The organism is Thermosynechococcus sp. B1 (assembly GCF_030322985.1).
GTDB lineage: Bacteria > Cyanobacteriota > Cyanobacteriia > Thermosynechococcales > Thermosynechococcaceae > Thermosynechococcus.
In genome coordinates, this window is the sequence record NZ_CP096573.1 from 992,739 (window position 1) to 1,018,832 (window position 26,094).

The window sequence follows — 26,094 nt, forward strand, 5'->3', positions numbered from 1 at the left end:
TGCCCCCTTCTGACCCCTCTATTTTAGACATTGTTCCCAAGGCTTAACGTTTTTTAATCTCTGGCACCCGTAGCCCTTTACTGGCCAGCCACTCTGAATTAAAGAGCCGCGATTGATAGCGGGAACCCCCATCGCACAACACAGTAACAATTGTGTGACCGGGTCCGAGTTCCTTGGCGAGGCGTACCGCTGCCCCCACATTAATCCCGACGGAGCCACCCATAAAGAGGCCATCGTAGTGCAGCAGTTGATAAATGATCTCAAGGCACTCTTGATCCTCAATTTGAATCGCATCATCAATGGGAGCGCCTGCTAAGTTGGCGGTAATGCGGCTATTGCCAATGCCTTCGGTAATGGAACTGCCACTGCTACTGAGGGTGCCCGTTTTCGCATAGCTATAGATGGCACTGCCCATGGGATCAGCAATCACAGTGCGAATGGTGGGATTTTTTTCCTTGAGGTACATCGCCACACCTGCATAGGTGCCCCCTGTGCCCGTTGCTGCCACCCACGCATCAATGCGGCCATCGGTCTGCTGCCAAATTTCCGGTCCTGTGGTTTCGTAGTGGGCTTGGCGATTGGCAAGGTTATCGAACTGGTTCGCCCAGATGGCATTCTCCATCTCAGCAGCAATCCGGCCAGAGAGCTTCACATAGTTATTGGGGTCTTTGTAGGGCACAGCGGGAACGGGGCGCACTTCGGCACCCAGGGTACGCAACAGATCAATTTTTTCTTGGGATTGGGTATTGGGAATCACAATCAGACACTTGTAGCCCTTGGCATTACAGATGTGGGCTAGGCCAATGCCCGTATTGCCTGCTGTGCCTTCGACCACCGTACCACCGGGTTTGAGAAGGCCCTTTTTTTCAGCATCTTCAATAATGTAGAGGGCAGCCCGATCCTTAACAGAGCCACCGGGGTTGAGGAACTCTGCCTTACCAAGAATTTCACAGCCCGTGAGGTCGCTAAAGTAGTTGAGGCGAATCAGCGGCGTCTGCCCGACGGTGCCGACAAAACCCTGTTTAATATCCATGCCGTCGTTGTTTTAAGTTAACTGAATACTTTTATCGTAAAGGGGTTTGCCGCCAGAATTGCCTTGAGGGGGAGCGTGACGGAGTCAATCGCGAAGTGTGCCTTTGGCATTCACCTTTGCTATGATTGGAGATCCTTGGAGAGGTGGCAGAGTGGTTGAATGCGCTTGACTCGAAATCAAGTTTAGGGTAACACCTAACGGGGGTTCGAATCCCCCCCTCTCCGTTGATGTCGGCGATGGCTTAGAAAAATGGATACCTCGCTTTAGCTAGCGATAGATGTAGTGGCACGACTGATCTAGAAGCTTGGCTAATAGAACCTATCAAGCTCGAAAAGTCCTATAAATTGATTACATCAAAAAGTGTAATCTCATTCAGGAGTCTCTCCTTTGCCAGTTCTGCATATCGAGGATCAATTTCAACGCCGACGCCTTTTCGTTTGTTGGCAAAAGCTTCCACCAGTGTTGTGCCGCTGCCACAAAAGGGATCGAAGACGATATCCCCCGGAAAACTAAAGAGCTTGATACATCGTCTCGGCAGTTCCCTTGGAAACGGTGCAGGGTGACCAATCTTTTTTTTGCTTTCGCCGCTGAATGTCCATAGCCCGTTTGTCCATTCCATAAATTCTTCCCGAGTAATATCGGCCTTTTCATCGGACTTGCGCCGCCACTCCTCTTTGTACAACACCACAATTAACTCCACAGGCGCAATCACATAGGGTGCTGAGGGCGACATCCACGATCCCCAAGCCGTCCGCCGCGAAATATTACCCTCATTCCAGACAATGGTGGACTGATATTTCCAGCCAACCTCTTGAGCCAAAACCGTCAAATCCGCGCCAACACTGCGCTGTCCCCCTTTGTTTTTATCGAGGGGAATGTTAAGGCAAAACCGTCCGCCCGTTTTTGTCCAGTGAAAACAGTTGGACAGCCAAGCGCGACTAAATTCTAGATAATCGCTGTAGGGGGCATCATCTTTGACTGAGCGATATTCAAGACCCACATTGTAGGGCGGGGAAGTCACAATCAGGTCAATAAAAGGCTCAGTAAATAAATCAGCATCAAGGCTATTGGCATTGAATAGCCATGTATCTTTCATTTGAAAGAAGGCTTCTTTTTTTGAGATGAATGGCATTGAGTTTTCCCAAGATTAAGAGGGTTTCCATAGCTCTACCCCATCCCGCTGATCAATCCCCTGCAAGAGTACCTTGACCACTTCATCGCGAGCCGTGGGCAGTACTTTACCCGTAAAGTCGGGGTGAATCGGCAATTCGCGGTGCCCGCGATCGATGAGTACCAATAACCAAATGGCACTGGGGCGACCGTAATCATGAACGGCATTGAGGGCAGAGCGAATCGTGCGGCCACTAAAAATCACATCATCCACCAAGACCACAATCCGCCCAGAGAGATCCACGGGAATCAGGGTCTGACGCGGTGTGCGCGGGCCAATGCGATCCAAGTCATCGCGATAAAACGTGATATCCAACTCACCAATGGGGAGGCTCACTCCTTCCAGTTGTTCAACTTGTTGCCCCAACAGCTTGGCAAGGGGAACCCCACGGGTATGAATCCCCAACAACACTAATTTGTCGAGGGCATCGCGAGCCTTCTCCACCACTTGGGAAGCTAAGCGCGTGACAGTGCGCCGTAGATCATCGGCACTGAGAATTTCAACGACTTCACCAGCCATAGCCGTCACGGTAGGGAATTCACAGATTTTAGCGAAATTCCCGCAAAAAGAGACCCTACGCCAAGCGGGTAGGGCCAAAGACGCAGTTAGGAGGTATCTTGCTTCCCTACGATACTGCCGATATTTTGGGGGAGCGAAAGCTTTTACCAATTCTTTAGATTTGGCGCAATTAACTGTTACAATACACAATAAACTGTTATTTAGAATACCAAATCTTAGGGCTGCTTTCTCAAATGGGCGAGGACGTGGTTTTGACCGTTTCAAGCGCCTTCAATCCTTCTGAACAAGATTTTGGGTGGCTCGCTCCTCTGTTGCTCGACTACCCTAAAAGCTAGGTAAGAATTCGTTAGAAATTGGGCAATGACCAGCACTCCCTTTCGTATTTACGCTCCCTTTGAACCGACGGGAGATCAACCCCAAGCCATTCAAAAGCTCGTCGCCGGCGTACGGGCGGGATATCGCTTCCAAACATTGCTGGGGGCAACGGGCACTGGCAAAACCCACACGATCGCCCGCGTGATCGAGGCTCTTGGTCGCCCAACCCTTGTGCTGGCTCACAACAAAACCCTTGCGGCGCAACTGTGCAATGAACTGCGCTCCTTCTTTCCAGAAAATGCCGTCGAGTACTTTATCTCCTACTACGACTACTATCAGCCTGAGGCCTACATTCCCGTTACCGATACCTACATCGAAAAAAGTGCCTCGATTAATGAGGAAATTGATATGCTGCGGCACTCCGCTACCCGCTCCCTCTTTGAACGGCGGGATGTGATTGTGGTTGCCTCGATTAGTTGCATCTACGGCTTGGGTATTCCAGCAGAGTACCTCAAAGCCGCGATTCCCCTCGAAGTGGGCAGTGAAATGGATCTGCGGCAACTACTGCGGCAATTGGCGACAATTCAATACACGCGCAACGATGTGGAACTGGGGCGGGGGCGCTTCCGTGTCAAGGGAGATGTTTTAGAAATTGGCCCAGCCTATGAGGATCGCATCATTCGCGTGGAGTTTTTTGGTGACGAAATCGAAGCCATCCGCTATCTCGATCCCCTGACGGGGGAAACATTGCAGAGTGTCGAACGCCTGAATATCTATCCCGCGAAGCACTTTGTCACCCCTGCCGAACGCCTTGAAGCGGCTTGTGCTGCCATTGAAGCGGAACTGCAAGCCCAAGTGGCTTACTTGGAAGCCCAAAATAAACTCCTTGAAGCACAGCGCCTGAGTCAACGTACCCGCTATGACTTGGAAATGCTGCGACAGGTGGGCTACTGCAACGGTGTCGAAAACTACTCACGCCATCTCGCAGGCCGCGCAGCGGGGGAACCGCCGGAGTGTTTGATTGATTATTTTCCTGAGGATTGGCTGTTGGTGGTGGATGAGTCCCATGTAACGGTGCCGCAAATTCGCGGGATGTTTAATGGCGACCAAGCGCGGAAAAAAGTGCTGATTGATCACGGCTTTCGGTTGCCCAGTGCGGCGGATAATCGCCCCCTGAAGGCGGAGGAATTTTGGCAAAAGGTGAAGCAATGTATCTTTGTCTCGGCAACCCCCGGCGATTGGGAATTGGCGGTGTCTGAAGGGCAAGTTGTCGAGCAAATTATTCGGCCGACGGGGGTCGTGGATCCAGAAATTTTTGTCCGTCCCACCCAAGGACAGGTGGATGATCTCTATGGGGAGATTCGCCTGCGGTGCGATCGCCAAGAGCGGGTACTGGTGACCACTCTCACGAAACGAATGGCCGAGGATCTCACGGAATACTTCCAAGAACGGGGGGTACGAGTGCGCTATCTGCACTCAGAAATCAATGCCATTGAGCGCATTGAAATTCTTGAAGCCCTGCGCCAAGGGGACTTTGATGTGTTGATTGGTGTCAACCTGTTGCGGGAGGGACTGGATTTACCCGAAGTGTCCTTGGTGGCCATCCTTGATGCAGATAAAGAGGGCTTCCTGCGGGCGGAGCGATCGCTGATTCAAACCATTGGCCGTGCTGCCCGGCACGTCCGTGGACAGGCGATTCTCTATGCCGACACCCTCACCGACAGTATGCAAAAAGCCATCCAAGAAACGGAGCGCCGCCGCGCCATTCAACTGGCCTACAACCAAGCCCACGGCATTACTCCCCAGCCCATTGTCAAGAAAACCAGCAATGCCATCTTGGCCTTTTTGGATGTGTCTCGCCGCCTCAATGCCGAGTCGGTGCCTGTCTTATCTTCCCAAACCTTACAGGAACTGAGCCTAGAGGACATCCCCCAACTGATCCAAGACCTTGAGGCGAAAATGAAGGCGGCTGCCCAAGAATTGGCCTTTGAGGAGGCTGCCCGCTACCGCGATCAAATTAAGCGTTTGCGCGATCGCCTCGTGGGGCACCCCTAGAATTATGAACTTTTGTAATAGTTCGCAACAGTCCGTAAACAGGAGCGAAGGGGGAGAAACCCTACCGTGATAAGCTAAGTACGATTTTAGATCCGCGCAATTTCGGCTGGCGTTCGGGTTGACGCTAGTTTTACCAGTTCTAGGAGTAAGAAAAACCTATGCGTGATGCCGTCACCACACTGATTAAAAACTATGACTCCACCGGTCGCTACCTCGATCGCGATGCTGTTGACAGTTTGCGCTCCTACTTTAATTCCGGTGCGGTACGGGTTAAAGCGGCAGCAGTGATCAATGGCGATGCCGCAGCCATTGTGAAGGAAGCGGGTTCTGCCCTCTTCACAGAGCAGCCGGAACTGATTCAACCCGGCGGCAATGCCTACACCACACGCCGCTACGCCACCTGCCTGCGGGATATGGACTACTACCTACGCTATGCCACCTACGCCATTGTGGCCGGGGATGTGGATGTCCTCAACGAGCGCGTCCTCGAAGGTCTGCGGGAAACCTACAACTCCCTTGGGGTGCCCATTGGACCAACGGTGCGCGGTATTCAAATCATGAAGGAGATTGTGCGCGATCGCGTGGCAGCGGCGGGCATCGAGGACACGAGTATTGTCGAACAACCCTTTGACTACATGTGTCGGCAACTGAGTGAAGTGAATATCTAGTTTGGCCAAGGTAGAAGACTCTGCAACAATAGAGGGCGGTGGCATTGGCGATCGCCCCTTCGTTGTCCTGTGCAGCAAGTATGAAAATTCGCATTGGTAATGGCTACGACATCCATCAATTGGTGCCCGAGCGGCCTCTGATTTTAGGCGGTATCAAACTAGAACACACCTTGGGACTCTTGGGGCACAGTGATGCCGATGTCCTCACCCACGCCATTATGGACGCCCTTTTGGGGGCCCTCAGCCTTGGCGATATTGGCCATTACTTTCCCCCCAGTGATCCGCAGTGGGCAGGGGCAGATAGCCAAGTCTTGCTGGCGAAAGTAGCGGCACTGATTGCAGAACGGGGTTGGCAAGTGGGCAACATTGATGCCGTAGTGGTGGCAGAGCGTCCGAAGCTGAAACCCTACCTCGACCAGATGCGCGATCGCCTTGCAACCACCCTAGGGATCGATCGCGACCAGATTAGTATCAAAGCCACCACCAATGAAAAACTGGGGCCAGTGGGGCGTGAAGAGGGCATTGCTGCCTATGCCGTGGCGCTGCTCCAGTCAGAAGCTTAAGATGAACTACTAGCTAACATACAGGCTGTAGTGAAAATCCGTTTGCTCGCACTGGCTTTGCTGGAGATTGGCATGGCGAAAATTGGCCCAGCGACAGATGGCATGACTGAGGTTGGCGCGCACAAAAAGGGCATGGGAGAAATAGCCCCGCGTCAGTCCTGCATAGGCTAAATTGGCCGCATAGAAGTTGCAGCGGTAAGCCTGAACCCCCTCAAGACAAGCCTGCACCAGTTGCGCAAACCGCAGCGTAGCTTCATTGAGACTGGCTGCCATCAACAGCGCAAAGGAAAAATCACTGGCAGCGGCGCGGGCATGGCTGAGATCTGCTTGACACCAATTGCTGTGGCGACAATCCGCCTGCTCAAGGGTGACCCAAGAGAAATCGGCATAGGTCAACCGAGCGTACTGCAAGTTGGCCAGTTGAAAATTTGCCCGCTGGGCAGTGGCGCGATCGCCCACCACTTTTAAGAACAACGCCCCTCGGCAATCGGCATCATCGAGGTTCGCCGCTGTCAGATCCGCCTCATAGAGGTTAGCAAAGCGCAAATCCCCGTGGGCAAGGTTCACCTCTCGCAGACAGGCACGGCTGAGATTGCAGCCCCGCAGGTCATAGCCCCGCAGATCCATGCCCGTAAGATTCATTTCACTCAAATCTACAGTAAGCTGAGGATAAGCTCGCCGCCATTCGTTCCAGAGGTGTTTTCCCCCCCGCAGGCGATCGCTCATTACCTGATTTAAGTGCCCTTTGATCATCATTCTTGCCTTGAGATTCTTCACATTTCGTTATCATGGCGCGAAATTTGATAGAATTTCGTCTATGTAGCCCTATCGCTGACGAAAGGAGAATGGGTTTGAAACAAGCAACCCTACATCAGCTTAAGGTTTTTGAGGTCACTGCTCGCCACGGAAGTTTTACCCGCGCTGCCGAGGAACTCTTTCTGACGCAGCCCACCGTTTCGATTCAAATGAAGCAGTTGACCCGTGCCGTTGGTATGCCCCTCTTTGAGCAAGTGGGCAAGCGGCTCTATCTCACAGAAGCCGGCAAGGAACTACTGGCCACCTGCCAAGACATCTTTGAGCGCCTTGAGCGGTTTGAAATGGCCGTTGCCAATCTCAAGGGTCTCAAGCAGGGACACTTGCGGCTGTGTGTCATTACCACGGCCAAATATGTGATTCCGCGGCTGCTGGGGCCATTTTGCCAGCGCTATCCGGGGATTGATGTCGCCCTGACGGTCACCAACCATGAACAGGTGGTAGAGCGCATTCGAGGCAATATGGACGATCTCTATATTCCCAGTTGCCCACCGGAGAATGTGGATGTGGAGTGCCACCGCTTTTTGGATAATCCCTTAGTGGTGGTTGCCCCCAGTCACCATCGCCTCAGTGGCCGCAGTAAAATCCCGATCCAAGAACTGGCGGGAGAACCCTTTATTATGCGGGAGCAGGGATCGGGCACCCGCCAAGCGGTGGAGAAGCTCTTTGCAGAGCACGGTGTGCCGATCAATATCCGCCTTGAGCTGGGAAGTAACGAGTCCATTAAGCAGGCGATCGCTGGCGGCCTAGGGATTTCTGTCCTGTCTCACCACTGCTTAGCCCTTGATCGCGAGTCCAGCCAGTTGACGATTCTCGATGTCGAACATTTCCCGATTCAGCGGCACTGGCATTTGGTCTATCCTGCGGGCAAACAACTGTCGGTCGTGGCTCAGGCCTTCTTTGACTATGTGTCCACTGAGGGTCGGGAGATGATTGAATCGAGCCTCACCTATCCCAGTGTGGCGGCGCCGACCAAGGAACTCAATCCTGTCTAGCATGACAACCCTCCAATTTCTCACCTTTCCCGATCCGCCGATCGCGGCCGATCACAGCCTTCTATTGCTCCACGGCTGGGGTGCCAATGCCGCAGATCTGATTTCCCTTGGATCGTTGCTGGCTCCCCAAGCCCAAACCTATGCAGCGGAAGCTCCCTTTCCCCATCCTTACGTCCCCCAAGGGCGGATGTGGTACGACCTGAATCAGCACGATGCCCGCAGTGGCTCATTACTGCTCGATGAGCGGGCAACGGATCTAGCCACCAGTGAAGCGGCACTGCGGGAGTGGATTGCCAGCTTGCCCATTGATCTCAGCCGCACAATTTTAGGGGGATTTTCCCAAGGGGGAGCATTGACATTGGTTGTGGGGTTAACGTTGCCTTTAGCGGGATTATTGGTCTTTAGTGGCTATTTAGTGCGCCCGCCAGTGGTGACAGCCACCTCGCCACCCGTGTTGATGATCCATGGCACAGCGGATCCTGTGGTGCCCTTTGCCAGTGCCCAAGCCAGTTGGCAAGCCTTGCAAGCCGCAGGAGTGAAGGGAGCGTTTCATGCCCTACCCATGGCCCATGAAATTAATGGAGACGCGATCGCGATCGCCCGCCAGTTTATTGAGAAGACCCTGCCTAACATCAACTCAAATTGAGTAACCCATAGGCAAGCAAAGCGCTACCGATCGGAACTGTGAGATTATCAACCCCTCGCCAAGCAATCAGTTCCAAAAGGGTCGCACCCAGACCTACTAAGGGGGCAATCCAGAGCAACTCTAAGGCCGCAATGGGGGTGAGGGATAGAGCCGCCACCACGGTACTCACACAGAACATGGTCAGGGTTCCTTCCCAGCTTTTACTGGTTCGCGGCAGGGGATGGCGTCCCCAGTTAATCCCCACAAGGGCAGCCAAGCCATCTCCCCAAGCCATCACTAAAATTCCCAGAACCGCCAGTTCCGGCAGCGTGTTCCAAAAGAGCGCCATTAATGTGCCAATACTCACCGCATAAAAAAAGGTGCCCCAGCTTTGGCGCCCCACGCCACTAATACTGGGAAAAATCGGTATGCGGTAAGAAAGCAGTGTGACGACGCCAGCGATCGCTGCGGCCACAATTCCCCAACTCGTGGGTACCCCCAAGGCATAGGCAATGAGAATCACTTGACCCGCACCAATGTGAACCACTTTCCGTGACCATTCCTTGGCATTGGGAAACCAAGCGTGAATCAGTTCTGCGGTTAACAGCACCAAGCCCAGCCAACTTGTGACCAAAATTCCTGCCCAGAACATTGTCATTGCTATCCTCAGATGGCCGTGGCTCCTTACTGTGTCTGCTGGGCAAAAAACTGGGTCACAATCTCAAGGATGCGATCGCTCGCATGACCATCGCCAAAGGGATTAATCGCCGTCGCCATGCGGTTGTAGGCCACTGGATCCGTGAGCAGTTCAATGGCTGCCGCTGCAATCGTATCTGCAAACGTGCCCACCAGTTTAGCAGTGCCAGCGGTGACCGCTTCCGGCCGCTCAGTGGTTTCCCGTAACACCAGTACCGGTTTACCAAGGCTAGGGGCTTCCTCTTGGAGACCACCGGAATCCGTCAGCAGGAGTGTTGATCCCTTAATCGCTGCCACAAGAGCAGGATAGTCCAGTGGCTCCGTCAGAAAAACGCGAGGATGATGCCCCAAATAGGCTTTGAGGGGTTCACGCACGGTGGGATTGCGGTGCAAGGGCAAGAGCAAAGCGGTATCGGGAATCGTGTTTAAGATTTTCAGGAAACCATTGGCAATGTCTTCTAGGGGGGCACCCCAGTTTTCCCGTCGGTGAACGGTGGCGAGGATCACGCGATACTGTTGCCAGTCAAGGCCGGGGACATGGCACACTGGCTGGCGATCGGCCACTTGCAGCAGCGCATCAATCACGGTATTGCCCGTCAAGTGAATACTACCCGTGACCCCGGCCGCCTGAAGATTCTTGACGGCTTGTTCCGTAGGGGCAAAATGCAACTGCGCTAATTGGGAAATAAGGCGGCGGTTGGCTTCTTCTGGATAGGGGTTGTAGAGATCGTCGGTGCGCAAGCCCGCTTCCACATGGCCGACAGGAATCTGCTGATAAAAGGCGGCAAGGGTAGCGGCAAAGGCGGTTGTTGTATCCCCCTGAACCAAAACAAGACGGGGCAGGAGTTCTTGATAGAGTTGCTCAAGGCCTTGGAGAGCACGACAGGTGATTTCGGTCAGGGTTTGCTTGGGCTGCATAATGGCCAAGTCCCGATCTGCCCGCAGGTCAAACAGTGCCATCACTTGATCCACCATTTCGCGGTGCTGTCCCGTGAGGACAACGTAGGGTTCAAACAGGGGCGATCGCTGGAAAGCTTGAATGACCGGTGCCAATTTGATTGCCTCCGGGCGCGTACCCAACGTAATGCAGATCGGGATCGAGGAAGCAATCATAGCCGTCTAAATACCAAAAATAATAACTTTAGTGTACCGAGAAGCGAGCGTCAAAAAAGTGTCTAGTTGCCACTGCCCATGATTCCGTCGTTCGCCAGTCTTTTTCTAAAGCATGGAGTCTTAAGGAATGCCTGCGCGTCGCCCCTCCGTTACTTCTCCCATAGGGAGTCTTACAGTGGTAGGGGTGTGCCATCTTGGTGGGAAGGACTGTATGTTAATAATAGAAGGGAATGCACCGCCATTGCGCTCGCTGAGGTGGCCATGATTGAAATGACCGTTGCTGGGATTGCCCTCGATGCCACTAACCGTCGCACTCCAATTGTCTTACTCAAAGACGGTGCTGGACGGCGAGCACTGCCCATCTGGATTGGTGATAATGAGGCGCGGGCAATTTTAATGGCCTTGGAAAATCAACGAGCACCGCGACCGATGACCCATGATCTGATGGTCAACATTCTCAACGAATGGAATATGACCCTAGAACGGGTGGTCATCCATTCCTTGGAAGACAACACCTACTATGCAGTGCTCACCCTGCGCCAAGGAGACATTCGTAAAGAGATTGATGCTCGTCCGAGCGATGCCATTGCCCTTGCCCTGCGCTGTGATTGCCCGATTTGGGTGATGGAAGCGGTTGTTGCCGATGCCTCGATTCCCGTCGATCGCGATGCTGACGAGGAAGAACGCCAAGCCTTTCGCCGCTTTTTAGATTCGATTCGCCCTGAAGATTTTATTCAGCAGGGCCGGGGAATGGAAGAGGATTCCTCCGCAGGCTAGAATGCGCTACCGCCGCTTTGGTCGCACGGGGCTGAACCTCTCGGTTTTTTCCCTTGGAACGATGCGCGCCTTGGGCAGTCCAGAGGTGATGCAGGCGGTCATTGAGGGGGCGATCGCCCACGGCATTAACCACATTGAAACCGCCGCCGCCTACGGTGCCAGTGAGGCCTATATTGGTCGTGCCCTCAAGGCACTGGGTCAGCCCACCGTTTTTATCACCACTAAACTCTTGCCCCAAGGGGATGCGGATCACGTCCAGCGGCAAATTGCTCAATCCCTTGAGCGTCTTCAAGTCTCACGGTTAGATGGTGTCGCCCTCCATGGCCTCAACACCCCTGAGCATCTCGCATGGCTGAGCACTGAGGGGATGGCAATGCTGCGGCAGTTGCAAGCAAAGGGGGTAATTGGTGCTTTAGGCTTTTCCAGTCATGGATCGTTGTCTGTGATTTCGCGGGCGATCGCCAGCAATCAATTTGATTTTGTCAATCTGCATTACACCTACTTTCAGCAACGCAATGCCCCAGCGATCGCCGCTGCCGCTGAGCGGGATATGGGGATTTTTATCATTTCGCCAGCCGATAAAGGGGGACAACTCTACCGGCCTTCCCAACGGCTCCAAGATCTCTGTGCGCCCTTTCACCCTCTCCATTGGAGCTATCGCTGGCTGCTGAGTCAGCCTGCCATCACCACCTTGAGTATTGGACCGGCCACCGTTGCCGAGTTGGCCTTTCCCTTGGCCGTGGCTGATCAGGTGGCACCCCTGAGCGCTGAAGAGCAAGCGGTGGGCGATCGCCTGCAAGCAGTGATGCAGGAAACCTTGGGCACCGATTTGTGTCAACAATGTTATGCTTGTTTGCCCTGCCCTGAGGAAATTCACATCCCCGAAGTGCTGCGGCTTCACAACTTAGCCGTCGCCTACGACATGACAGAATTTAGCAAGTATCGCTATGGGATGTTTGGTCGTGCCGGGCATTGGTTTCCCGGTCAACCCGCCAACCGCTGTACTGAATGTGGCGATTGTTTGCCCCGCTGTCCCAGTGGCTTGGAGATTCCTCGGCTATTGCGCGAAACCCATGAGCAGTTGCAGGGCACCTCGCGATCGCGCCTTTGGCAGAACATTTAATCAAATAATCAAAAATCGAAAAAACTTCCTATTTTCCCACCCAGTACCGAACTCGACTGTCAAGTATGGGTCAATCCCAATATTCCCGTCCTGTTCCCAACTCAAGGGCTTCGCTAAAATCTAAAGTGAAGATAGCTTGTCATCCCGCCACGATGTTGCGCAGTATTGTCAAGGTCGGGTCAAAATTCTTGCTCTCAATGTCAATGTGAAGTATATAAGCTGAGAAAGAATTATGTGAAATTATGTCAAATTACTATGCTCATACTCCAAACCAAGATGGTCAATGGCATTCCCTGTCAGCGCATCTTTCTAAAGTGGCTGGTAGAGCGTCGAAGCTGGTTGGAAAGTTAGGTACACCTCAACTGGGCAACTATGGTGGCCTTTGGCACGACTTAGGCAAATACAACCCTGATTTTCAGGCTTATCTCCAAGCCTGTGCCCAAAATCAAGCTGTTAAAGAGAAACTCCCTCACGCTAAGTATGGTGCGCTCCTCGCTTTTCAGAAGTGTCAGCCTCTTGCACCAATGATCTATGGCCACCATAGCGGCCTGCCTAATATGGCAGATTTGCAGAATCGGTTGGCGGAGGTTGATCGGGTAACCTACGAGCATATTAAAGGCCTAGCCAAGGCGGATGGGATTGATTTAGACCCGTCAGCAGATTTTCAAAAAGAGTTAACTTCCATTGCTAGCCCTGAGCTAGACATTTTTCAACATTGCTCTACGGTGCCCATCGGCAAGCCGTCCTACAGGAGGTGCGCGATCGCCTGCGAAACAATCAACCCTGCTGGCTTATTTCTACTCAAGTGGTCGAAGCGGGTGTAGATTTAGATTTTGCGGTCGTTTATCGCGCCATGGAACCACTGGATCGCATTGTGCAGGCGGCAGGTCGCTGTAACCGTGAAGGGCAACGTTCATCCTTGGGACGGGTCGTGATTTTTGACCCCCAAGAGGGTCGCACGCCTCAACGGGAGTATTGCAGCGCTGTTGAAACTACTCGCACTTTACTCAGGCAAGCCATGGTTGACCTAAATGACTCTACAGTTTTTCAGAGGTATTTCCAGCAGCTTTACCAAGTTCGTGATCTTGATACCGAAAAAATTCAGCAGTATCGTCAGTCATTCAATTTTCCCGAAGTTGCGCAACGCTTTCGTCTCATCGAGGATCACACGTATCCAGTTGTCATTGTGCCCGATCAAGCAAAAAATAAAGATGAACACAATCAAGTAAAACAGTTAATTCGCCGTATTCAGCAACGCGGCTTAAGGGCAAAAGAGATCCGCGCATTGCAGCCTTACCTTGTCAACCTACGCACCAAGGAATTTCATGACACTGAGCACCTGCGGGAACTGATTGCTGCCGGCCTCTGGGCTTGGCAGGGTGACTATGACCCTCTCAAAGGGATTGCGATCGCAACAAGCCCCATCGTCGCAGATCCCAGCGATCTTATTTTTTAGGTCAACCAGAGTTAAACTAGAGGAGTTGCGATCGTCCTTCGGGGCGATCGAGGATTGAAACGACACTGACAGCATCAAAGCGATCGTCCCCGGGACGATATGACAGGATTTCTAAACCAATTGGCTCCCCAGTCACCCCATCCTTGAACAAAATCACCCCATCTCCAAGTTCTGTCGCAACCTGGTTTCTTCGTGGAACTTGCCAGAATACACTTAACAGCTCTGTTTCTGGCTCATAAAATACTCTTATTTGAGCCACACTGTCTCCCCTTCTTTAATGGCGTCAGTTTGATAAGCAGTGATTAAAAAACCATCTCCATTTAAGCATCGTGCCACTGCAACAACCCAACGTTTTTCTCGCTGTACCCGATAAAACAATAATACTCCTGAATCTCGGCTACTGCGACGAACCTCATCTGGTGTAGAAAGAGCTAACCGCACACAATCTTCCAACTCTTCAATATCAGGGTGCTTGATGAGCAGCCGTTGCCAATACTCCTCAATTGAAAAGGGGGCAAAAATATGGAGAGTAGGGAACTCGAATCCCTGACCTTCGCGGTGCGATCGCGACGCTCTACCAACTGAGCTAACTCCCCGATTCTTTCTTTAATATACGGTAAACGAGGACACGATGGTCTTAAATTGGTCTTCTACCTTTGGCCAGCGCTCCTCGGGAGCTGACACACTCAAGGTATAGACCTTTCCTCGGCTCACAGCAATACTCGATAAATTGTGTCGCTGCTGAGCATTGTCCCCATCCCCCGGCAGAGTGACGGCATACTCCAGAATGTAGTAGGTCTTATCATCTGCCTTTTGGGAGCTAGCGGAAATCAGGGCAGAACTGCGCCCGCTTTCAGTTGGGGCAATGATATTGCGCAGCAGGCGATCGCCCACCTCCTCTGGTGACCCCAATTCCTCAAGAGACTTTGTGCTGGAAACCGTATTCACGACCACACTGACGTTTTCTGTCGTCTCGATAATGTCGTGAAAGACCACATCCACGGGGTCATCCACCTGTACTTGTACCCAACCGCGGGGGTAGAGAAACTCATAGCCATCGTAGCTATCCACATAGGCCTGTAGCCCACTGGTGGCCGAACACCCTCCCAGCAGCACCACAAGAATCGCCAACGCTGTGGCAAAAAACCGTTGAATCATACCGTCCTTTTGCGCTGTTCTTCCCTATTGTGACACCGAAGCTGGCGTAGCGGGGCGGCGCAATTCCTCTGGATGTGAGGGGGGAATGCCCTCAATCGTAATCAGTGACTCCGTTACCGCTCGCACAATGGGAATCGCCACCGTTGAGCCATAGGCATCATCCCCCTTGGGTTCATCCACTACCGCCAAAATCACATACTGCGGCTGATCAAGGGGAAAAATAGCCGCAAAGCTCGTGATGCGCAGATTGCTGTAGGTACCGCCAATTGCTTTTTGTGCTGTGCCGGTTTTACCCCCCAAGCGGTAGCCGGGAATATGGGCGGGTTTCCCTGTACCGAAGCGCACAACTTCTCCCAGCATTTTGACCACTGCTTGACTGGTGCGCTGCGAGAAGACCCGTCGAGGGGGGCGTTGCTCAAGGCGTTTTTGCAGTTGGCCATTTTCATCGTAGAGGCCATCAATGACATGGGGAGTGACCAGCTCGCCGCCGTTGGCGATCGCCCCCAATAGTTGAGCCAAATGCAGCGGGGTCAGGGAAAAGCCTTGGCCAAAGGCCGTTGTTGCCGGTTCAATGGGGTAGTTAATAAATTGCTCCGGGGGCTTTAATTGAGCGGCGGTTTCAAAGGGGAGATCACTGCCCACCTTCTCGGTCAGCCCCAAGCGATGCAGATAGCGATAGTAGTGGCGGGCGGGAATGCGGTTCATCATGTGCACCATGGCCACATTGCTGGAGTAGGCAAGAATTTGGGCAATATTGAGGGCACCGCGGCCGCCCCGCTGACTAAAATCACTGTTTTGAATTGGCCAGCCCCCCACCGTAATCCGCCCCTCATCGGGTAGCACTGTATCGGGAGTAATGGCATTGAGTTCAAGGGCGATCGCGGTGTTGATCGGCTTAAAGGTTGATCCTGGCTCGTAGAGATCCGATACCGCCCAGTTGCGAAACAGTGCCGGATCAGCACGGTAGTAATGATTGGGATCGTAGGAAGGTTCTGAGACCAGTGCCCGCAGTGCACCAGTTTTCACTTCTAGGACAATGACCGTGCCCCGCTTAGCGTTGAATTTGCGTAACTGCTGTTGCAGGGCTTGGCGTGCTGTTTGTTGCAAACGAGTATCAATCGTGAGGCGCACATGGTACCCCTGACTCAAAGCACGGGGATCCGCAGGGGCAAGGGCAGGTAACCATTGACCCAAAGCATTGGTTGACAGGAGCTGGCGGTTATGGGGAACCAGTAAAAACTGGTTTTGGCTAAACTCAATCCCCGCTTGACCTTGGTGCTCTCGATCCACATAGCCGACAACGCCCGCCATGAGTTCCTGCTGCGGATAAATGCGCTGCCACGCTTGGTTCAGTTCCAAACCATCGTGGTTGAGAGCACGAATTTTAGCAGCAGTTTCCTCGTCAATGTCGTAGGCAATGGGGACGCCTGTGGGGTAGGTGCTGAATTTGGCCAACAGTTGCTCTGGAGATTGCTTGAGTAAAGGGGCCAGATCGCGGGCGATCGCCCGCCGCTCAACTTTGAACTGAATTGGATGGGCAAAGAGGGTAAACACAGGCCGATCTAGGGCAACAACCGTCTCTCGGCGATCGGTAATTGGGTAGCGTGCCAAGGTTGGCGGAGTATAGCGCCGTTGTTGTTGCTGTGCCCGTGCCGCTAAGGTTTCCCCCTGAACCACTTGCAAATAAACTAGGCGAGCAACCACACCCCCCATCACCATCAGCAAAAAGCCAAAGATCAAGCCAACTCGCAAGGGTGGCAGGGATTGGTTTTGGGGGCGGGCCGTTGTCATGGAGAGCGATCAGTAATTGACAGTGCGCTGCGGCGGTGGTGTCACGGGGGGGCGTTCAAAATGAGTTTTGGCAGCAATCTTGCCCTCATTGGGCACAAAAAGAACGTGTTGCGGCGTTTGGGGAACAAGCCCTTGAGGAGCGCGTTGCACTTGCTGCGTCACCCGATAGCGGAGGGTTTCATTGCTCACCAATAGCTCCCGCTCCTGCCGTTTGAGGGTTTCTAAGCGGTCATAGGCTTGACTCCACTGCCGCTCAGAGAGGGCTGACCAACCATAGAGAGGCAGTACAGCCACGAGGGCACTGGTGGCCGCCACCCCAGAAACCCATTGAATCCCCAGCAAAGTTTTTTGCCACAGGGGCATTTGCGGCTTGGGGAGGGGCCGAATTTCCGTTAGGGTTGGCGACGATTGGGGAATAAATCGGGATTTGAATTTAGGGGCAGCAACCATAGACGCCAGCACTCCTCAGCAATTTATTACCCTAAAAGATTATGACGCACTGTAAAGATACCCATAAATAAACCATCATTCGGGCAATTCATGCAAAAGTACGCGCTGCAATTCGTAGCTTTGCCGATCGCGATCGCGGGTTGAGAGCAACTTCCGCTGCATCCGCCACAATCGGTTTACGAGTCACAACTGCCAAGAGGGGATTGCCACGCCACGCCTGCTTCACCCGCCGATCTTCCAAGCTATGGAAGCTAATGACGGCAATGCGCCCTGCGGGCTTTAACCACTGGGGCGATCGCGCCAAAAATTGGTCGAGCACCGCTAGCTCTTGGTTCACATAGATACGCAAGGCCTGAAAAACCCGTGTGGCTGGATGAATGCGTTGCCGCGGAGAAGCCTTGAGGCAGTGGGCAACCAACTGCGCCAGTTCTTGGGTGGTGGCAAGGGGACGACGGGCAACAATGTGGCGGGCAATGCGGCGGGCAAAGCGTTCTTCGCCATACTCATAGAAAATATCCGCCAGTTCTCGCTCGCTGTAGTGATTAATCACCGTTGCGGCGGTCAAGGGGTTATTGGGGTTCATGCGCATATCGAGGGGGGCATCAAAGCGAAAACTAAAGCCCCGCTCTGGACGATCCAACTGGGCGGAACTCACGCCTAAATCTGCGAGAATGCCATCAAACATCGGCTCAGCCACAGGCAGATCAGCAAAGTTGCCGTGCCAAAACTGGACGCGATCGCCAAAGGGGGCGAGGAATTCCTGAGCCGCCGCTAAGGCCATGGGGTCTTGATCGATCGCCAGCACCCGACAAGTGGGTTCACTCCGTAAGAGCAGCGCCGTGTGGCCGCCACCCCCCACCGTTGCATCCAAGTATAGTCCCCCGGCCTTGGGCTGGAGTGCCGCAAGCACCGCAGTTGCCAGCACCGGTTGATGGTAGGTGGAAAATTCCAAATCTTGCATGAGTGGATCAGAAGCAGCGTAAAATTTGCCACAGCACAGTCCCTTGGAGAGCAGCCGCCGTGAACGATACTTCCCTCAACTTAGCCGATGAACTGCTGATACGGGATCAACTCGTGCAGCAACTCTCAGAGGAACTCTATCAACTCATGGTGCAGCATCCTGAGTTATTTGTGCGCTTTTACCAAGCCCGCAAGACCGAGGCCGCCAATGCCGAAGCTCTGAAGTTGCTGCAAGCCCAAGTGCAACAGGTGGAAGCACAAATTGCTGCCTATCAAGAACAGATCCTTGCCTACCAGCAGCAGAGCCAAAGTCGTGAAGCGGAAATGAATGAATTGAAAGCTCAAGTCATTGAATTGAGCGATCGCAATGAGATGCTAGAGCGCGTCATCCAAGAAATGCCCGAAGTCTATCGGCAAAAATTTAGTGAGCGGCTCAGTCAAGTCAAACTGAAGATTGAAAGCCTCGAAAAAGAAAATGCCCAACTGCGTGCCGAACTGCGGAATCTGCAAACCCTCTTGGCCGCTCAAGCCCGCCAGCAACAACAGCAGGGATTCCCCTCATTGCAACCTGCGCGTGTTGGCTTGATTCCCAGCTTTAATACCTAGGTGGACAGGAATCAAAGCGTGACCGCTGCCAACGAAGATCTGCGGGAACTCAAAAAAATACTAGAAGACTTTTTTACAGGGCTTCCCGTCAAGGTCTATCTATTCGGCTCGGCTGCCCGTGGTGCTCTGCGCCAAAGCTCTGACTTAGATGTCGGGATTTTGCCCCTTGCACCACTGCCCGTGGGGCTGTTGAGTGAGTTGCGGGAGCACCTAGAGATGTCCAATTTGATCTATCCAGTCGATGTCGTGGATTTATCAGAAGTGTCCGCCGACTTTCGATCGCGAGTGATTGCAGAGGGAATTGAGTGGATCGGCTCAGGGAACGATTAGTGGTTGCCCAAAGAGCACTAGCTACTTTGCAAGAATTGCCCTTGGGCAAGCGCACAGATACGATTATTCGTGATGCTGCAATTCAGCGATTTGAATACACCCTAGAAGCCGTCTGGAAAGCAGCACAGCTATATCTACGGGAACGCGAAGGATTAGACATCGCCTCACCGAAGGGCGTGATCCGTGCTTGCTTGGCTGTTGGCCTACTTACTCCAGAGGAAGGCCGTTTAGCGCTAAAAATGGTGGACGATCGCAACTTAGCCGTCTACACCTACAATGAGACCTTGGCAGATGCAATTTTCTCGCGGTTAGCACAGCACGCCATGCTCATGGATCGCTGGTTAGCTGCCCTCACAGCAGGAGGATTAGAGGATTGAAAATACGGATTTGGTGTGCGGCACAGCCAAGGGAAGCCGAACTGTCTGCGGATCAAGTCGTGACCCAAGTGGTACCCCTGCTGCAACAGTGTCAGGACAGTGCCGAGATTGCCATCTGTCCCCTCGATGCCCCGATCGCGATCGCTCCCCAACCGCAGGTGCTAGACTATAGCCTCACCCATTGGGCAGCATCCGAGCTTTGGCAGCAGTGTCAAGCGTTGCGTGCCTTGGTTACCCAGTGGGGGATACGAACCAGCACAGGGGGTCTCTATCAGTTGCCACTAGCGCAAACGGCAAAGGGGACGCTCTTTGGCGAAATCATTGGCTGCCTTGAAGGGACATGGCAGTTACCCATCCATGCCAGCGATCGCCAGCGACAAACCCTCTATGACCTCGGACGGCGACTCCTAGATCACTTACAGGCACCGGTGGGCTGCTATTTTCTGCAATTTGGCTGGCAGGGGGAAGTGATCTTTGAGCAGCTGTGGCCTTTTCCAACCGTGGCGGCTCTAGCCAGTATTGGTGTGCAAACCCCCGACTGGTTGACGGCTCACTACCAGTGTCTCAGGGGGATACCATTGCGGGATGTGCGGATTCCTGCTCGCGACACAGTGCGACGATTAGAATAGAGAGCGCAGCGTTTGGCAAGGTGAAGCGTGAAGATTGTCCGCCGGCGGCTAGTGGGTTGGCAAGCGGTCTATGACATTGGTTTAGCTGGGGATCACAATTTTCTCTTGGCCAATGGAGCGATCGCCGCCAATTGCTTCAACAAGTCCCACTCCACGGCCTACGGCTATGTGACCTATCAAACCGCCTTTCTCAAGGCCAACTTTCCCGTCGAGTACATGGCCGCCTTGCTCACGGCGAATAGTGGCGACCAAGACAAGGTACAGCGCTATATTGCCACTTGCCTGAGCATGGGGATTGAGGTTCTTCCCCCCGATGTGAATCGCTCGGATATTGACTTTACGCCCGTGGGGGACAAAATTCTTTTTGGTCTGTCGGCAGTGCGCAATGTCGGTCAGGGGGTGATTGAGGCCATTTTACAGGCACGGGCAGAGGGGGGCGCCTTTCAAAGTTTGGCGGATTTTTGCGAACGGGTTCCGCGTGCGGGGGGCGATAGCCGCATTCTCAACCGTCGTGCCCTTGAATCCCTCATTGCCTGTGGTGCCATGGATAGTCTCCATCCCCAGCGCAACCGTAACCAACTGATGCAGGATCTCCCCCTTGTGCTGGAGTGGGCACAGGCGCGCGCCAAGGATCGGGCGGTGGGGCAAGTCAACCTCTTTGATATGTTGGCGGGTGGCTCCGGCAATGAATTCGGCGGTAGCTATGACCCAGCCCCCAGTGCGCCCCCAGTGGATGATTTGCCGGATGCCGAAAAGCTCCGCCAAGAAAAAGACCTCCTAGGATTTTATGTGTCGAACCATCCCCTCAAAGATATTCACCGACCAGCGGCCATGATTGCCCCTATTAGCTTGGCGGATCTCGAGCAGCACACAGGTCAAGGGATGGTGAGTGTCATTGCCCTGCTGACGGGCCTCAAGCCCATTACCACCAAGCGCGGCGAGCGAATGGCCATTGTCCAGTTGGAAGACCTCACGGGCCAGGCAGAGGCCGTGGTTTTTCCCAAAGCCTACGAGCGGATTCATGGCCAATTGCAGCTTGATCATCGGCTACTGCTGTGGGGCACCCTAGAGATGCGCGACGATCGCCCCCAACTCCTTATTGAAGATGCCGAACCCCTTGAAGAAGTGAAACTGGTGCTTGTGGATTTGCCTGTTGAGCAAGCGGGGGACATTCAAGCCCAAAGTCGCCTCTCGGAAGTGCTCAAACAACAGGTGGGTGACATGCCCAAGGTGCCGGTGGTGGTCAAAGTTACCGATGGCTACCATGCCCAGTACGTGCGCCTAGGACCGCAGTTTCGCGTTGAAGATGCCGATCGCGCCCGCCATGCCCTCACCAGTGCCGGTTTTCACGCCCAAGCCAGTGAACTGCTGAGCCTCAAGCTCTAGGCAAAGACATCACTAAAGAAGGCAATGGCTTCTCCAAGGGCAGCAATAAACTGATCAATTTCAGCACGGGTGTTGTAGAAATAGAGGCTGGCTCGTGCCGTGGACTGAACCCCTAAATAGCGGTGCAAGGGCTGTGTGCAGTGGTGTCCTGCGCGGATGGCAATCCCCGACTGATCAAGGATGGTCGAGAGATCGTGGGGATGCACCTCACCAACGGTAAAGCTGGCCAAGGCAGCGCGATCGCCCGATTTGGGGCCATACACTGTGACACCGGGAAGCTCTTGGAGGCGTTCAAAGAGATAAGCCGTCAGTTCCTGTTCGTAGGCATGGATGCGCTCCATTCCCCACTGACTCAGGTAATCTACCGCTGCACCAAGGGCGATCGCCTCCGCAATCGCTGGCGTTCCCGCTTCAAACTTGTGGGGAATATCCGCATAGGTGGCATGTTCAAAAAAGACATCGGCAATCATTTCGCCACCGCCCAAGAAGGGGGGCATTTGCCGCAGGAGTTCCGCGCGTCCCCAGAGGAAACCAATGCCCGTGGGTGCACACATTTTATGACCGGAGGCCACCAGCCAATCGCAGCCCAACTGCTGCACATCAATGGGGAGGTGAGGCACACTTTGGCAGGCATCCACCAGTACCCGCGCCCCCTTGGCATGGGCAAGACGCACAATCTCGGGAATCGGGTTGAGGCACCCCAGCGTGTTGGATACATGGGCGACGGCCACTAACCGCGTGCGATCGCTCAAAAGACTTGCGTAGTGGTCAAGATCAAACGTTTGCTCTGGCGTCAGTTCGACAAACTTGAGGCGAGCACCGGTTTTCTGAGCCACAAACTGCCACGGAATCAAATTACTGTGGTGCTCCATCACCGTCAGGATCATTTCATCCCCTTCCTGCAGCGTATTCATGCCCCAGCTATAGGCCACGAGGTTAATCGCCTCACTGGCATTGCGGGTATAGATAATCTCCTCGGCATGGGGGGCATTGACAAAACGCGCCACTTTTTCCCGTGCCCCTTCGTAGGCCGTGGTCGCCTCAGCACTCAGCGTGTGTACGCCCCGATGGACATTCGAGTTGTAGCGACGATAGTAGTCCTCAAGGGTATTGAGAACTGCCAAGGGCTTTTGGGAGGTGGCCGCATTGTCAAAGTAAATCAACGGGCGATCGTGCACCTGTCGCGCCAAAATCGGAAAGTCAGCACGGCAAAGGTCAGCGAGGGAGCGGCTCGGGGCGATCGTCATAGTGGTTGTGGTGTGGTTGTGGTGACATCAGTAACATTCAGGAATTTCCTGGCAAGTCCCCACGGCATTTGCAGGGATACATTTCTCACTATACTCCCTTCCCCCTCGCAGAAGGTGGTTTGAGGCTGAACAGGAATAGCAAACCGCTATCTTGATCCCCGTGCAGAATAAATGTTATGAAATCTTGACATTTGATCCCTGCAAAAGACTAAACTGCGTATAAATTCCTAGAAGTATGCCCGAATTCCCTTGACGCCCCAAGACTTTTTTGCCAAAGATCAAGGGCAAAGGATAGCTCTGTCTATCAACCCACGATAAGGAGGCACCCATGCCGAAAGATCGCCCCCCTTTAGAAGAAATGACCTTGCGGCAGTTGCGGCGCGTCGCCAGTGAACTGCAAGTGTCCCGTTATAGCCGTATGCGCAAAGATCAACTCCTCGCTGCCATCCGTGAAAAGCAGGCGCAAGCCAACGGATCCACCACTACCATTTCTGTCCAACCTGTCCCCTCTAATCTGGAGTCGCAAGAAAAAGTGGAAGCAGCAAAATTTGACCTCGGTCCTGCTCAAGAGGATGTTCTCTTGGCCTCTGTAGATGAAGGCCTTGGGGATTTGCCGGGGGGCTATGGTGAAAGCCGCATTGTCCTCATGCCCCGGGATCCGCAGTGGGCCTACGCCTATTGGGATGTGCCCAACGAGCACCGCGAAGAATTGCGGCGGCAAGGGGGTCAGCAACTGGCTCTACGGCTCTACGATGCCACGAATATCAACCTCGATAGCCAAATTCCCCACAGTGTTCAGGAGTACCCCTGCGATGAGTTGGCGCGGGAGTGGTATCTGCCCATCCCCGTGAGCGATCGCGACTATGTGGTGGAAATTGGTTACCGCTGTGCCGATGGCCGCTGGTTGGTTCTAGCCCGTTCTGCCCCTGTGCATATTCCCCCCACCTACCCCTCAGATTGGGTCTGGGATCAATTCATTACGGTGGATTGGGATATGGATCTGCGGGGCAAAACCCTCTTTGATCTGGGGGCACCCTTGGCGGGCACTGCCGAACCCCATCCCATTTACGAAGGCATCTTTGCCATGGCCGAAGGAGCCGAAGCGCAGCGGGTGGCAGGTTCTCTCTTTGGTTCCATGCACCAAGTCCCCGGCTCCATCTCCCAGTTGCCCGAAATGGCCATCAGTTCCTACGTCTTCCCCTCGGGGGTTGGCCTATGGGCTGTGCCGACGGTCTCGGGTCTGACGATGTCGGGCGTTGGCTTCTCAGCTTCGGCGGCTCCCATTCGTCCCCGCAAATTCTGGTTGGTGGCGGATGCTGAACTCATTGTCTATGGGGCTACGGAGCCAGATGCCACCGTCACCATTGGTGGGCGCCCGATCAAACTCAATCCCGATGGCACCTTCCGCTTCCAGATGTCCTTCCAAGATGGCCTCATCGACTTCCCGATCTTGGCAGTGGCGGCAGATGGGGAACAAAACCGCGCCATTCACATGAAGTTCACCCGCGAAACCCCCGAACGTCGCACCAATACCAAGGAAGAAGCGGTGCTGGAGTGGCTAGCCTAAGCTAAGATGGTTAGCTCAATCCATGCCTTTCCCTCTGCCGATGGGTGGGGGGATTTTTTTAGGCACGCAAAAAGGCAAGCAGTTCACGATTGACTAGCCCCGGCACTTCCTGTTGTGCCCAGTGGCCACAGTCGGGCAGATATTTCAGCCGCCACGGTGCATGGATCCACGCTTCGATGCCATTGGCAAGGCTGGGTTGGGCGAGGGGATCATCGGCGCCCCAGAGAATCAGGGTGGGGCTGGTAATGGCTTCCGTGTGCTGTTGCAGTAGGTGCCACCACTGTTGGGGTGAAAAAAGATGGCGATAACTTTTGAGCACCGCAGCGATCGCCCCCGCTTTTTCAAGGGCGGCTTGATAGAGTTGCACAGTTTCTGCCGAGAAGGCAGCCTTGCGGATGGAGTAGCGTTGAAAGAGATCCTGTAAAAAACTCTGCAGATTATGCCCTAGCCAGTATTCCGCTAAGCCGGGGATGTGGCAGGCCAACAGTGGCCAGTTGCGCCAAAAATGCTCTACCTGTTGCCAGAGTTCCAGTCCCACACGGTAGGGGTGGGGGGTATTCAAGACGGCTAAATGCTGCACCCTCTGCGGAAAACGTGCCGCCACATGCCAAGCAATCAGGCCACCGCAATCATGACCGACAATGTGGGCGCGTTCATAGCCCAGTTCTTGGATCAGCGCCGTGACATCTTGGCTGAGGGTATCGAGATCATAGCCGTGGGCAGGCTTCTCGGAGTCATTGTAGCCCCGTAGATCTGGCACTACAACCTTGAAATGACGAGCCAGCACGGGAATTTGAAATCGCCAAGAGTACCAAAACTCTGGAAAGCCATGCAACAGAATCACAAGATCACCGCTGCCTTGGGTGACATAGTGCAGGCGTACTTGGTTAACGCTGAGGTACTGGTGTTGCCAACTAAGGGACGCTTCAGTCATTGAGGGTGGGGATCAAAGTAGAAGGAAAGTCCAGCTACTTTTAAGCTAGCACCGACAAAAGAACGAAGGATAGCCCCGACAGGGTTAAACCGCAGTGGGGATACGGACTTCCTTGAGGAGATTGGCCAGTTCTTGCAGTTGATTGATGGCCTCTGCCCCTTCGAGTTTCATGAGTTCGCGGTCATCGCGCATTTCAGTCCAAGTGATCCCATAGTCAGAGACCAAAAAGCGAATCAGGTGGTTGTCGGCCAAACTGACCATGAAGGAGGCACTGTTGAGTTCACCGCCACAGGTGTAGCAGGAGGCCATGTAGCCTCGATTTTCTAGGGCGATTGCCAGAGCTTGCAGGTTCAGCACTAAATCGCGAATAAACTGGCGGTGTTGTTCGGCTAAGCGGTAAAACATAGGACGATTCACTCCAAGCAATGAACAAAGTTATAGCACAGCTGCTAGGGAAATATTAAGACAATCTTAAGAAAGGGCAATGCTGTACCAACGTTGTTAAAACCCTGCAGCCATTTGTAAAATTTGATAGAAAAATCAGAAAAGCTAAAATTTGTTATCGAGACAATCTTATGAAAGAGGAGACTTGACAGCTGCCCGTTGGGGAGAGTCCTCTAGAGCGCGACTTTTACCTCTGGCTACCCCTTGCTTAACGTTTTAGCGGCTGTTGATTTGTTTTTGCTGCTGTACTCTTCATTTTACCTTTAATCTGCTTTAGGATTGGCTTTACGTTT

Annotated in this window: 30 protein-coding genes and 2 tRNA genes; 16 read left to right on the forward strand and 16 right to left on the reverse strand. The window is 53.6% G+C overall.

Going from position 1 to position 26,094, the window contains the following annotated elements; genetic code table 11:
* Positions 1–43: 43 nt before the first annotated feature.
* Positions 44–1,033: a cysteine synthase A gene (locus M0644_RS05090; RefSeq protein WP_149818753.1), complete on the reverse strand. Its 990-nt coding sequence runs from the start codon at positions 1,031–1,033 to the stop codon at positions 44–46.
* Between the two features lie 137 nt (positions 1,034–1,170).
* Here M0644_RS05090 and M0644_RS05095 point away from each other — a divergent pair.
* Positions 1,171–1,257: transfer RNA gene (locus tag M0644_RS05095), tRNA-Ser, on the forward strand.
* 113 nt (positions 1,258–1,370) lie between these two features.
* Here M0644_RS05095 and M0644_RS05100 read toward each other — a convergent pair.
* Positions 1,371–2,165 (reverse strand): site-specific DNA-methyltransferase, encoded by a 795-nt coding sequence (locus M0644_RS05100; RefSeq protein ID WP_286626884.1) that lies wholly within the window; start codon positions 2,163–2,165, stop codon positions 1,371–1,373.
* 15 nt (positions 2,166–2,180) lie between these two features.
* On the reverse strand, positions 2,181–2,723 hold the full coding sequence (pyrR, locus tag M0644_RS05105) for a bifunctional pyr operon transcriptional regulator/uracil phosphoribosyltransferase PyrR (protein ID WP_190278235.1): 543 nt from the start codon (positions 2,721–2,723) through the stop codon (positions 2,181–2,183).
* Between the two features lie 360 nt (positions 2,724–3,083).
* Between pyrR and uvrB the strand changes: the two genes are divergently transcribed.
* The 3 genes from uvrB (at position 3,084) to ispF (ending at position 6,324) form a co-directional block, all read left to right on the forward strand.
* Positions 3,084–5,093, forward strand: coding sequence for an excinuclease ABC subunit UvrB (uvrB, locus tag M0644_RS05110; RefSeq protein ID WP_286626885.1), 2,010 nt, complete (start codon positions 3,084–3,086; stop codon positions 5,091–5,093).
* 158 nt (positions 5,094–5,251) lie between these two features.
* Positions 5,252–5,761 carry an allophycocyanin subunit beta gene (gene apcB / locus M0644_RS05115; protein ID WP_149818761.1) on the forward strand — a complete coding sequence of 170 codons (510 nt, stop codon included), beginning with the start codon at positions 5,252–5,254 and terminating at the stop codon, positions 5,759–5,761.
* 80 nt (positions 5,762–5,841) lie between these two features.
* The gene (ispF, locus tag M0644_RS05120) at positions 5,842–6,324 is read left to right on the forward strand and encodes a 2-C-methyl-D-erythritol 2,4-cyclodiphosphate synthase (RefSeq protein WP_149818762.1); all 483 of its coding nucleotides are present in this window, start codon (positions 5,842–5,844) and stop codon (positions 6,322–6,324) included.
* A gap of 9 nt (positions 6,325–6,333) precedes the next feature.
* Here ispF and M0644_RS05125 read toward each other — a convergent pair whose 3' ends face one another.
* On the reverse strand, positions 6,334–7,080 hold the full coding sequence (locus M0644_RS05125; RefSeq protein ID WP_190278236.1) for a pentapeptide repeat-containing protein: 747 nt from the start codon (positions 7,078–7,080) through the stop codon (positions 6,334–6,336).
* Between the two features lie 95 nt (positions 7,081–7,175).
* On the opposite strand from M0644_RS05125, the gene M0644_RS05130 reads away from it, so the two are divergent.
* Together M0644_RS05130 and M0644_RS05135 are read left to right on the forward strand one after the other, a co-directional pair.
* Complete coding sequence (locus M0644_RS05130; protein WP_315863010.1) at positions 7,176–8,132, forward strand: LysR family transcriptional regulator; 957 nt, start codon at positions 7,176–7,178, stop codon at positions 8,130–8,132.
* Position 8,133: 1 nt separating this feature from the next.
* Positions 8,134–8,778 (forward strand): alpha/beta hydrolase, encoded by a 645-nt coding sequence (locus M0644_RS05135; RefSeq protein WP_149818768.1) that lies wholly within the window; start codon positions 8,134–8,136, stop codon positions 8,776–8,778.
* On the opposite strand, the gene M0644_RS05140 is transcribed toward M0644_RS05135, so the two are convergent.
* Both M0644_RS05140 and wecB read right to left on the reverse strand, forming a co-directional pair.
* Positions 8,765–9,415: a diacylglycerol/polyprenol kinase family protein gene (locus tag M0644_RS05140; RefSeq protein ID WP_190278238.1), complete on the reverse strand. Its 651-nt coding sequence runs from the start codon at positions 9,413–9,415 to the stop codon at positions 8,765–8,767. The two genes, M0644_RS05135 and M0644_RS05140, sit on opposite strands and share 14 nt — an antisense overlap.
* A 26-nt stretch (positions 9,416–9,441) precedes the next feature.
* Positions 9,442–10,566: a non-hydrolyzing UDP-N-acetylglucosamine 2-epimerase gene (wecB, locus tag M0644_RS05145; RefSeq protein WP_149818770.1), complete on the reverse strand. Its 1,125-nt coding sequence runs from the start codon at positions 10,564–10,566 to the stop codon at positions 9,442–9,444.
* Positions 10,567–10,827: 261 nt separating this feature from the next.
* Between wecB and M0644_RS05150 the strand changes: the two genes are divergently transcribed.
* The 4 genes from M0644_RS05150 (at position 10,828) to M0644_RS05165 (ending at position 13,922) form a co-directional block, all read left to right on the forward strand.
* Positions 10,828–11,343 (forward strand): bifunctional nuclease family protein, encoded by a 516-nt coding sequence (locus M0644_RS05150; RefSeq protein WP_190278239.1) that lies wholly within the window; start codon positions 10,828–10,830, stop codon positions 11,341–11,343.
* 1 nt (position 11,344) lies between these two features.
* Positions 11,345–12,466, forward strand: coding sequence for an aldo/keto reductase (locus M0644_RS05155; RefSeq protein WP_286626892.1), 1,122 nt, complete (start codon positions 11,345–11,347; stop codon positions 12,464–12,466).
* Between the two features lie 242 nt (positions 12,467–12,708).
* A complete protein-coding gene (locus tag M0644_RS05160; protein ID WP_286626893.1) occupies positions 12,709–13,290 on the forward strand; it encodes a CRISPR-associated endonuclease Cas3'' in 582 nt (193 codons plus the stop codon).
* Positions 13,182–13,922 carry a hypothetical protein gene (locus tag M0644_RS05165; protein ID WP_286626894.1) on the forward strand — a complete coding sequence of 247 codons (741 nt, stop codon included), beginning with the start codon at positions 13,182–13,184 and terminating at the stop codon, positions 13,920–13,922. The genes M0644_RS05160 and M0644_RS05165 overlap by 109 nt, the downstream gene beginning before the upstream one ends.
* 16 nt (positions 13,923–13,938) lie before the next feature.
* Here the strand turns inward: M0644_RS05165 and M0644_RS13115 are convergent, their stop codons facing one another.
* From M0644_RS13115 to rsmH, 7 genes are all read right to left on the reverse strand, one after another.
* Positions 13,939–14,181 carry a hypothetical protein gene (locus M0644_RS13115; protein ID WP_315863011.1) on the reverse strand — a complete coding sequence of 81 codons (243 nt, stop codon included), beginning with the start codon at positions 14,179–14,181 and terminating at the stop codon, positions 13,939–13,941.
* Complete coding sequence (locus M0644_RS13120; protein ID WP_149821683.1) at positions 14,169–14,444, reverse strand: hypothetical protein; 276 nt, start codon at positions 14,442–14,444, stop codon at positions 14,169–14,171. The genes M0644_RS13115 and M0644_RS13120 overlap by 13 nt, the downstream gene beginning before the upstream one ends.
* Position 14,445: 1 nt before the next feature.
* A tRNA-Ala gene (locus M0644_RS05175) sits at positions 14,446–14,518 on the reverse strand.
* 10 nt (positions 14,519–14,528) lie between these two features.
* Complete coding sequence (gene psbP, locus M0644_RS05180) at positions 14,529–15,080, reverse strand: photosystem II reaction center PsbP (RefSeq protein ID WP_149818780.1); 552 nt, start codon at positions 15,078–15,080, stop codon at positions 14,529–14,531.
* 24 nt (positions 15,081–15,104) lie between these two features.
* Positions 15,105–16,871 (reverse strand): penicillin-binding protein 2, encoded by a 1,767-nt coding sequence (locus M0644_RS05185; protein WP_286626897.1) that lies wholly within the window; start codon positions 16,869–16,871, stop codon positions 15,105–15,107.
* Between the two features lie 9 nt (positions 16,872–16,880).
* Positions 16,881–17,321, reverse strand: coding sequence for a hypothetical protein (locus M0644_RS05190; RefSeq protein ID WP_190278241.1), 441 nt, complete (start codon positions 17,319–17,321; stop codon positions 16,881–16,883).
* Between the two features lie 88 nt (positions 17,322–17,409).
* Positions 17,410–18,282 carry a 16S rRNA (cytosine(1402)-N(4))-methyltransferase RsmH gene (gene rsmH / locus M0644_RS05195; protein WP_286626898.1) on the reverse strand — a complete coding sequence of 291 codons (873 nt, stop codon included), beginning with the start codon at positions 18,280–18,282 and terminating at the stop codon, positions 17,410–17,412.
* Positions 18,283–18,341: 59 nt separating this feature from the next.
* On the opposite strand from rsmH, the gene M0644_RS05200 reads away from it, so the two are divergent.
* From M0644_RS05200 to M0644_RS05220, 5 genes are read left to right on the forward strand one after another with little or no spacing between them, the layout of a single operon-like run.
* On the forward strand, positions 18,342–18,887 hold the full coding sequence (locus M0644_RS05200; protein WP_286626899.1) for an Npun_F5560 family protein: 546 nt from the start codon (positions 18,342–18,344) through the stop codon (positions 18,885–18,887).
* Between the two features lie 18 nt (positions 18,888–18,905).
* Positions 18,906–19,217, forward strand: a complete 312-nt coding sequence (locus M0644_RS05205) for a nucleotidyltransferase family protein (protein WP_286626900.1) — start codon at positions 18,906–18,908, stop codon at positions 19,215–19,217.
* On the forward strand, positions 19,193–19,594 hold the full coding sequence (locus M0644_RS05210) for an HI0074 family nucleotidyltransferase substrate-binding subunit (RefSeq protein ID WP_286626901.1): 402 nt from the start codon (positions 19,193–19,195) through the stop codon (positions 19,592–19,594). Before M0644_RS05205 ends, M0644_RS05210 begins: the two co-directional genes overlap by 25 nt.
* Positions 19,591–20,223: a hypothetical protein gene (locus tag M0644_RS05215; protein WP_286626902.1), complete on the forward strand. Its 633-nt coding sequence runs from the start codon at positions 19,591–19,593 to the stop codon at positions 20,221–20,223. Before M0644_RS05210 ends, M0644_RS05215 begins: the two co-directional genes overlap by 4 nt.
* Before the next feature lie 27 nt (positions 20,224–20,250).
* Positions 20,251–21,609, forward strand: coding sequence for an OB-fold nucleic acid binding domain-containing protein (locus M0644_RS05220; protein ID WP_286626903.1), 1,359 nt, complete (start codon positions 20,251–20,253; stop codon positions 21,607–21,609).
* Here M0644_RS05220 and M0644_RS05225 read toward each other — a convergent pair.
* Positions 21,606–22,856, reverse strand: coding sequence for a SufS family cysteine desulfurase (locus M0644_RS05225; RefSeq protein ID WP_286626904.1), 1,251 nt, complete (start codon positions 22,854–22,856; stop codon positions 21,606–21,608). The two genes, M0644_RS05220 and M0644_RS05225, sit on opposite strands and share 4 nt — an antisense overlap.
* A 328-nt stretch (positions 22,857–23,184) precedes the next feature.
* Between M0644_RS05225 and M0644_RS05230 the strand changes: the two genes are divergently transcribed.
* Positions 23,185–24,423, forward strand: coding sequence for a DUF4912 domain-containing protein (locus tag M0644_RS05230; RefSeq protein ID WP_149818794.1), 1,239 nt, complete (start codon positions 23,185–23,187; stop codon positions 24,421–24,423).
* A 58-nt stretch (positions 24,424–24,481) separates the two neighbouring features.
* On the opposite strand, the gene M0644_RS05235 is transcribed toward M0644_RS05230, so the two are convergent.
* Positions 24,482–25,357, reverse strand: coding sequence for an alpha/beta fold hydrolase (locus M0644_RS05235; RefSeq protein ID WP_149818795.1), 876 nt, complete (start codon positions 25,355–25,357; stop codon positions 24,482–24,484).
* Between the two features lie 84 nt (positions 25,358–25,441).
* Positions 25,442–25,762 carry a DUF1815 family protein gene (locus M0644_RS05240; RefSeq protein WP_149818796.1) on the reverse strand — a complete coding sequence of 107 codons (321 nt, stop codon included), beginning with the start codon at positions 25,760–25,762 and terminating at the stop codon, positions 25,442–25,444.
* Positions 25,763–26,094 lie beyond the last annotated feature (332 nt).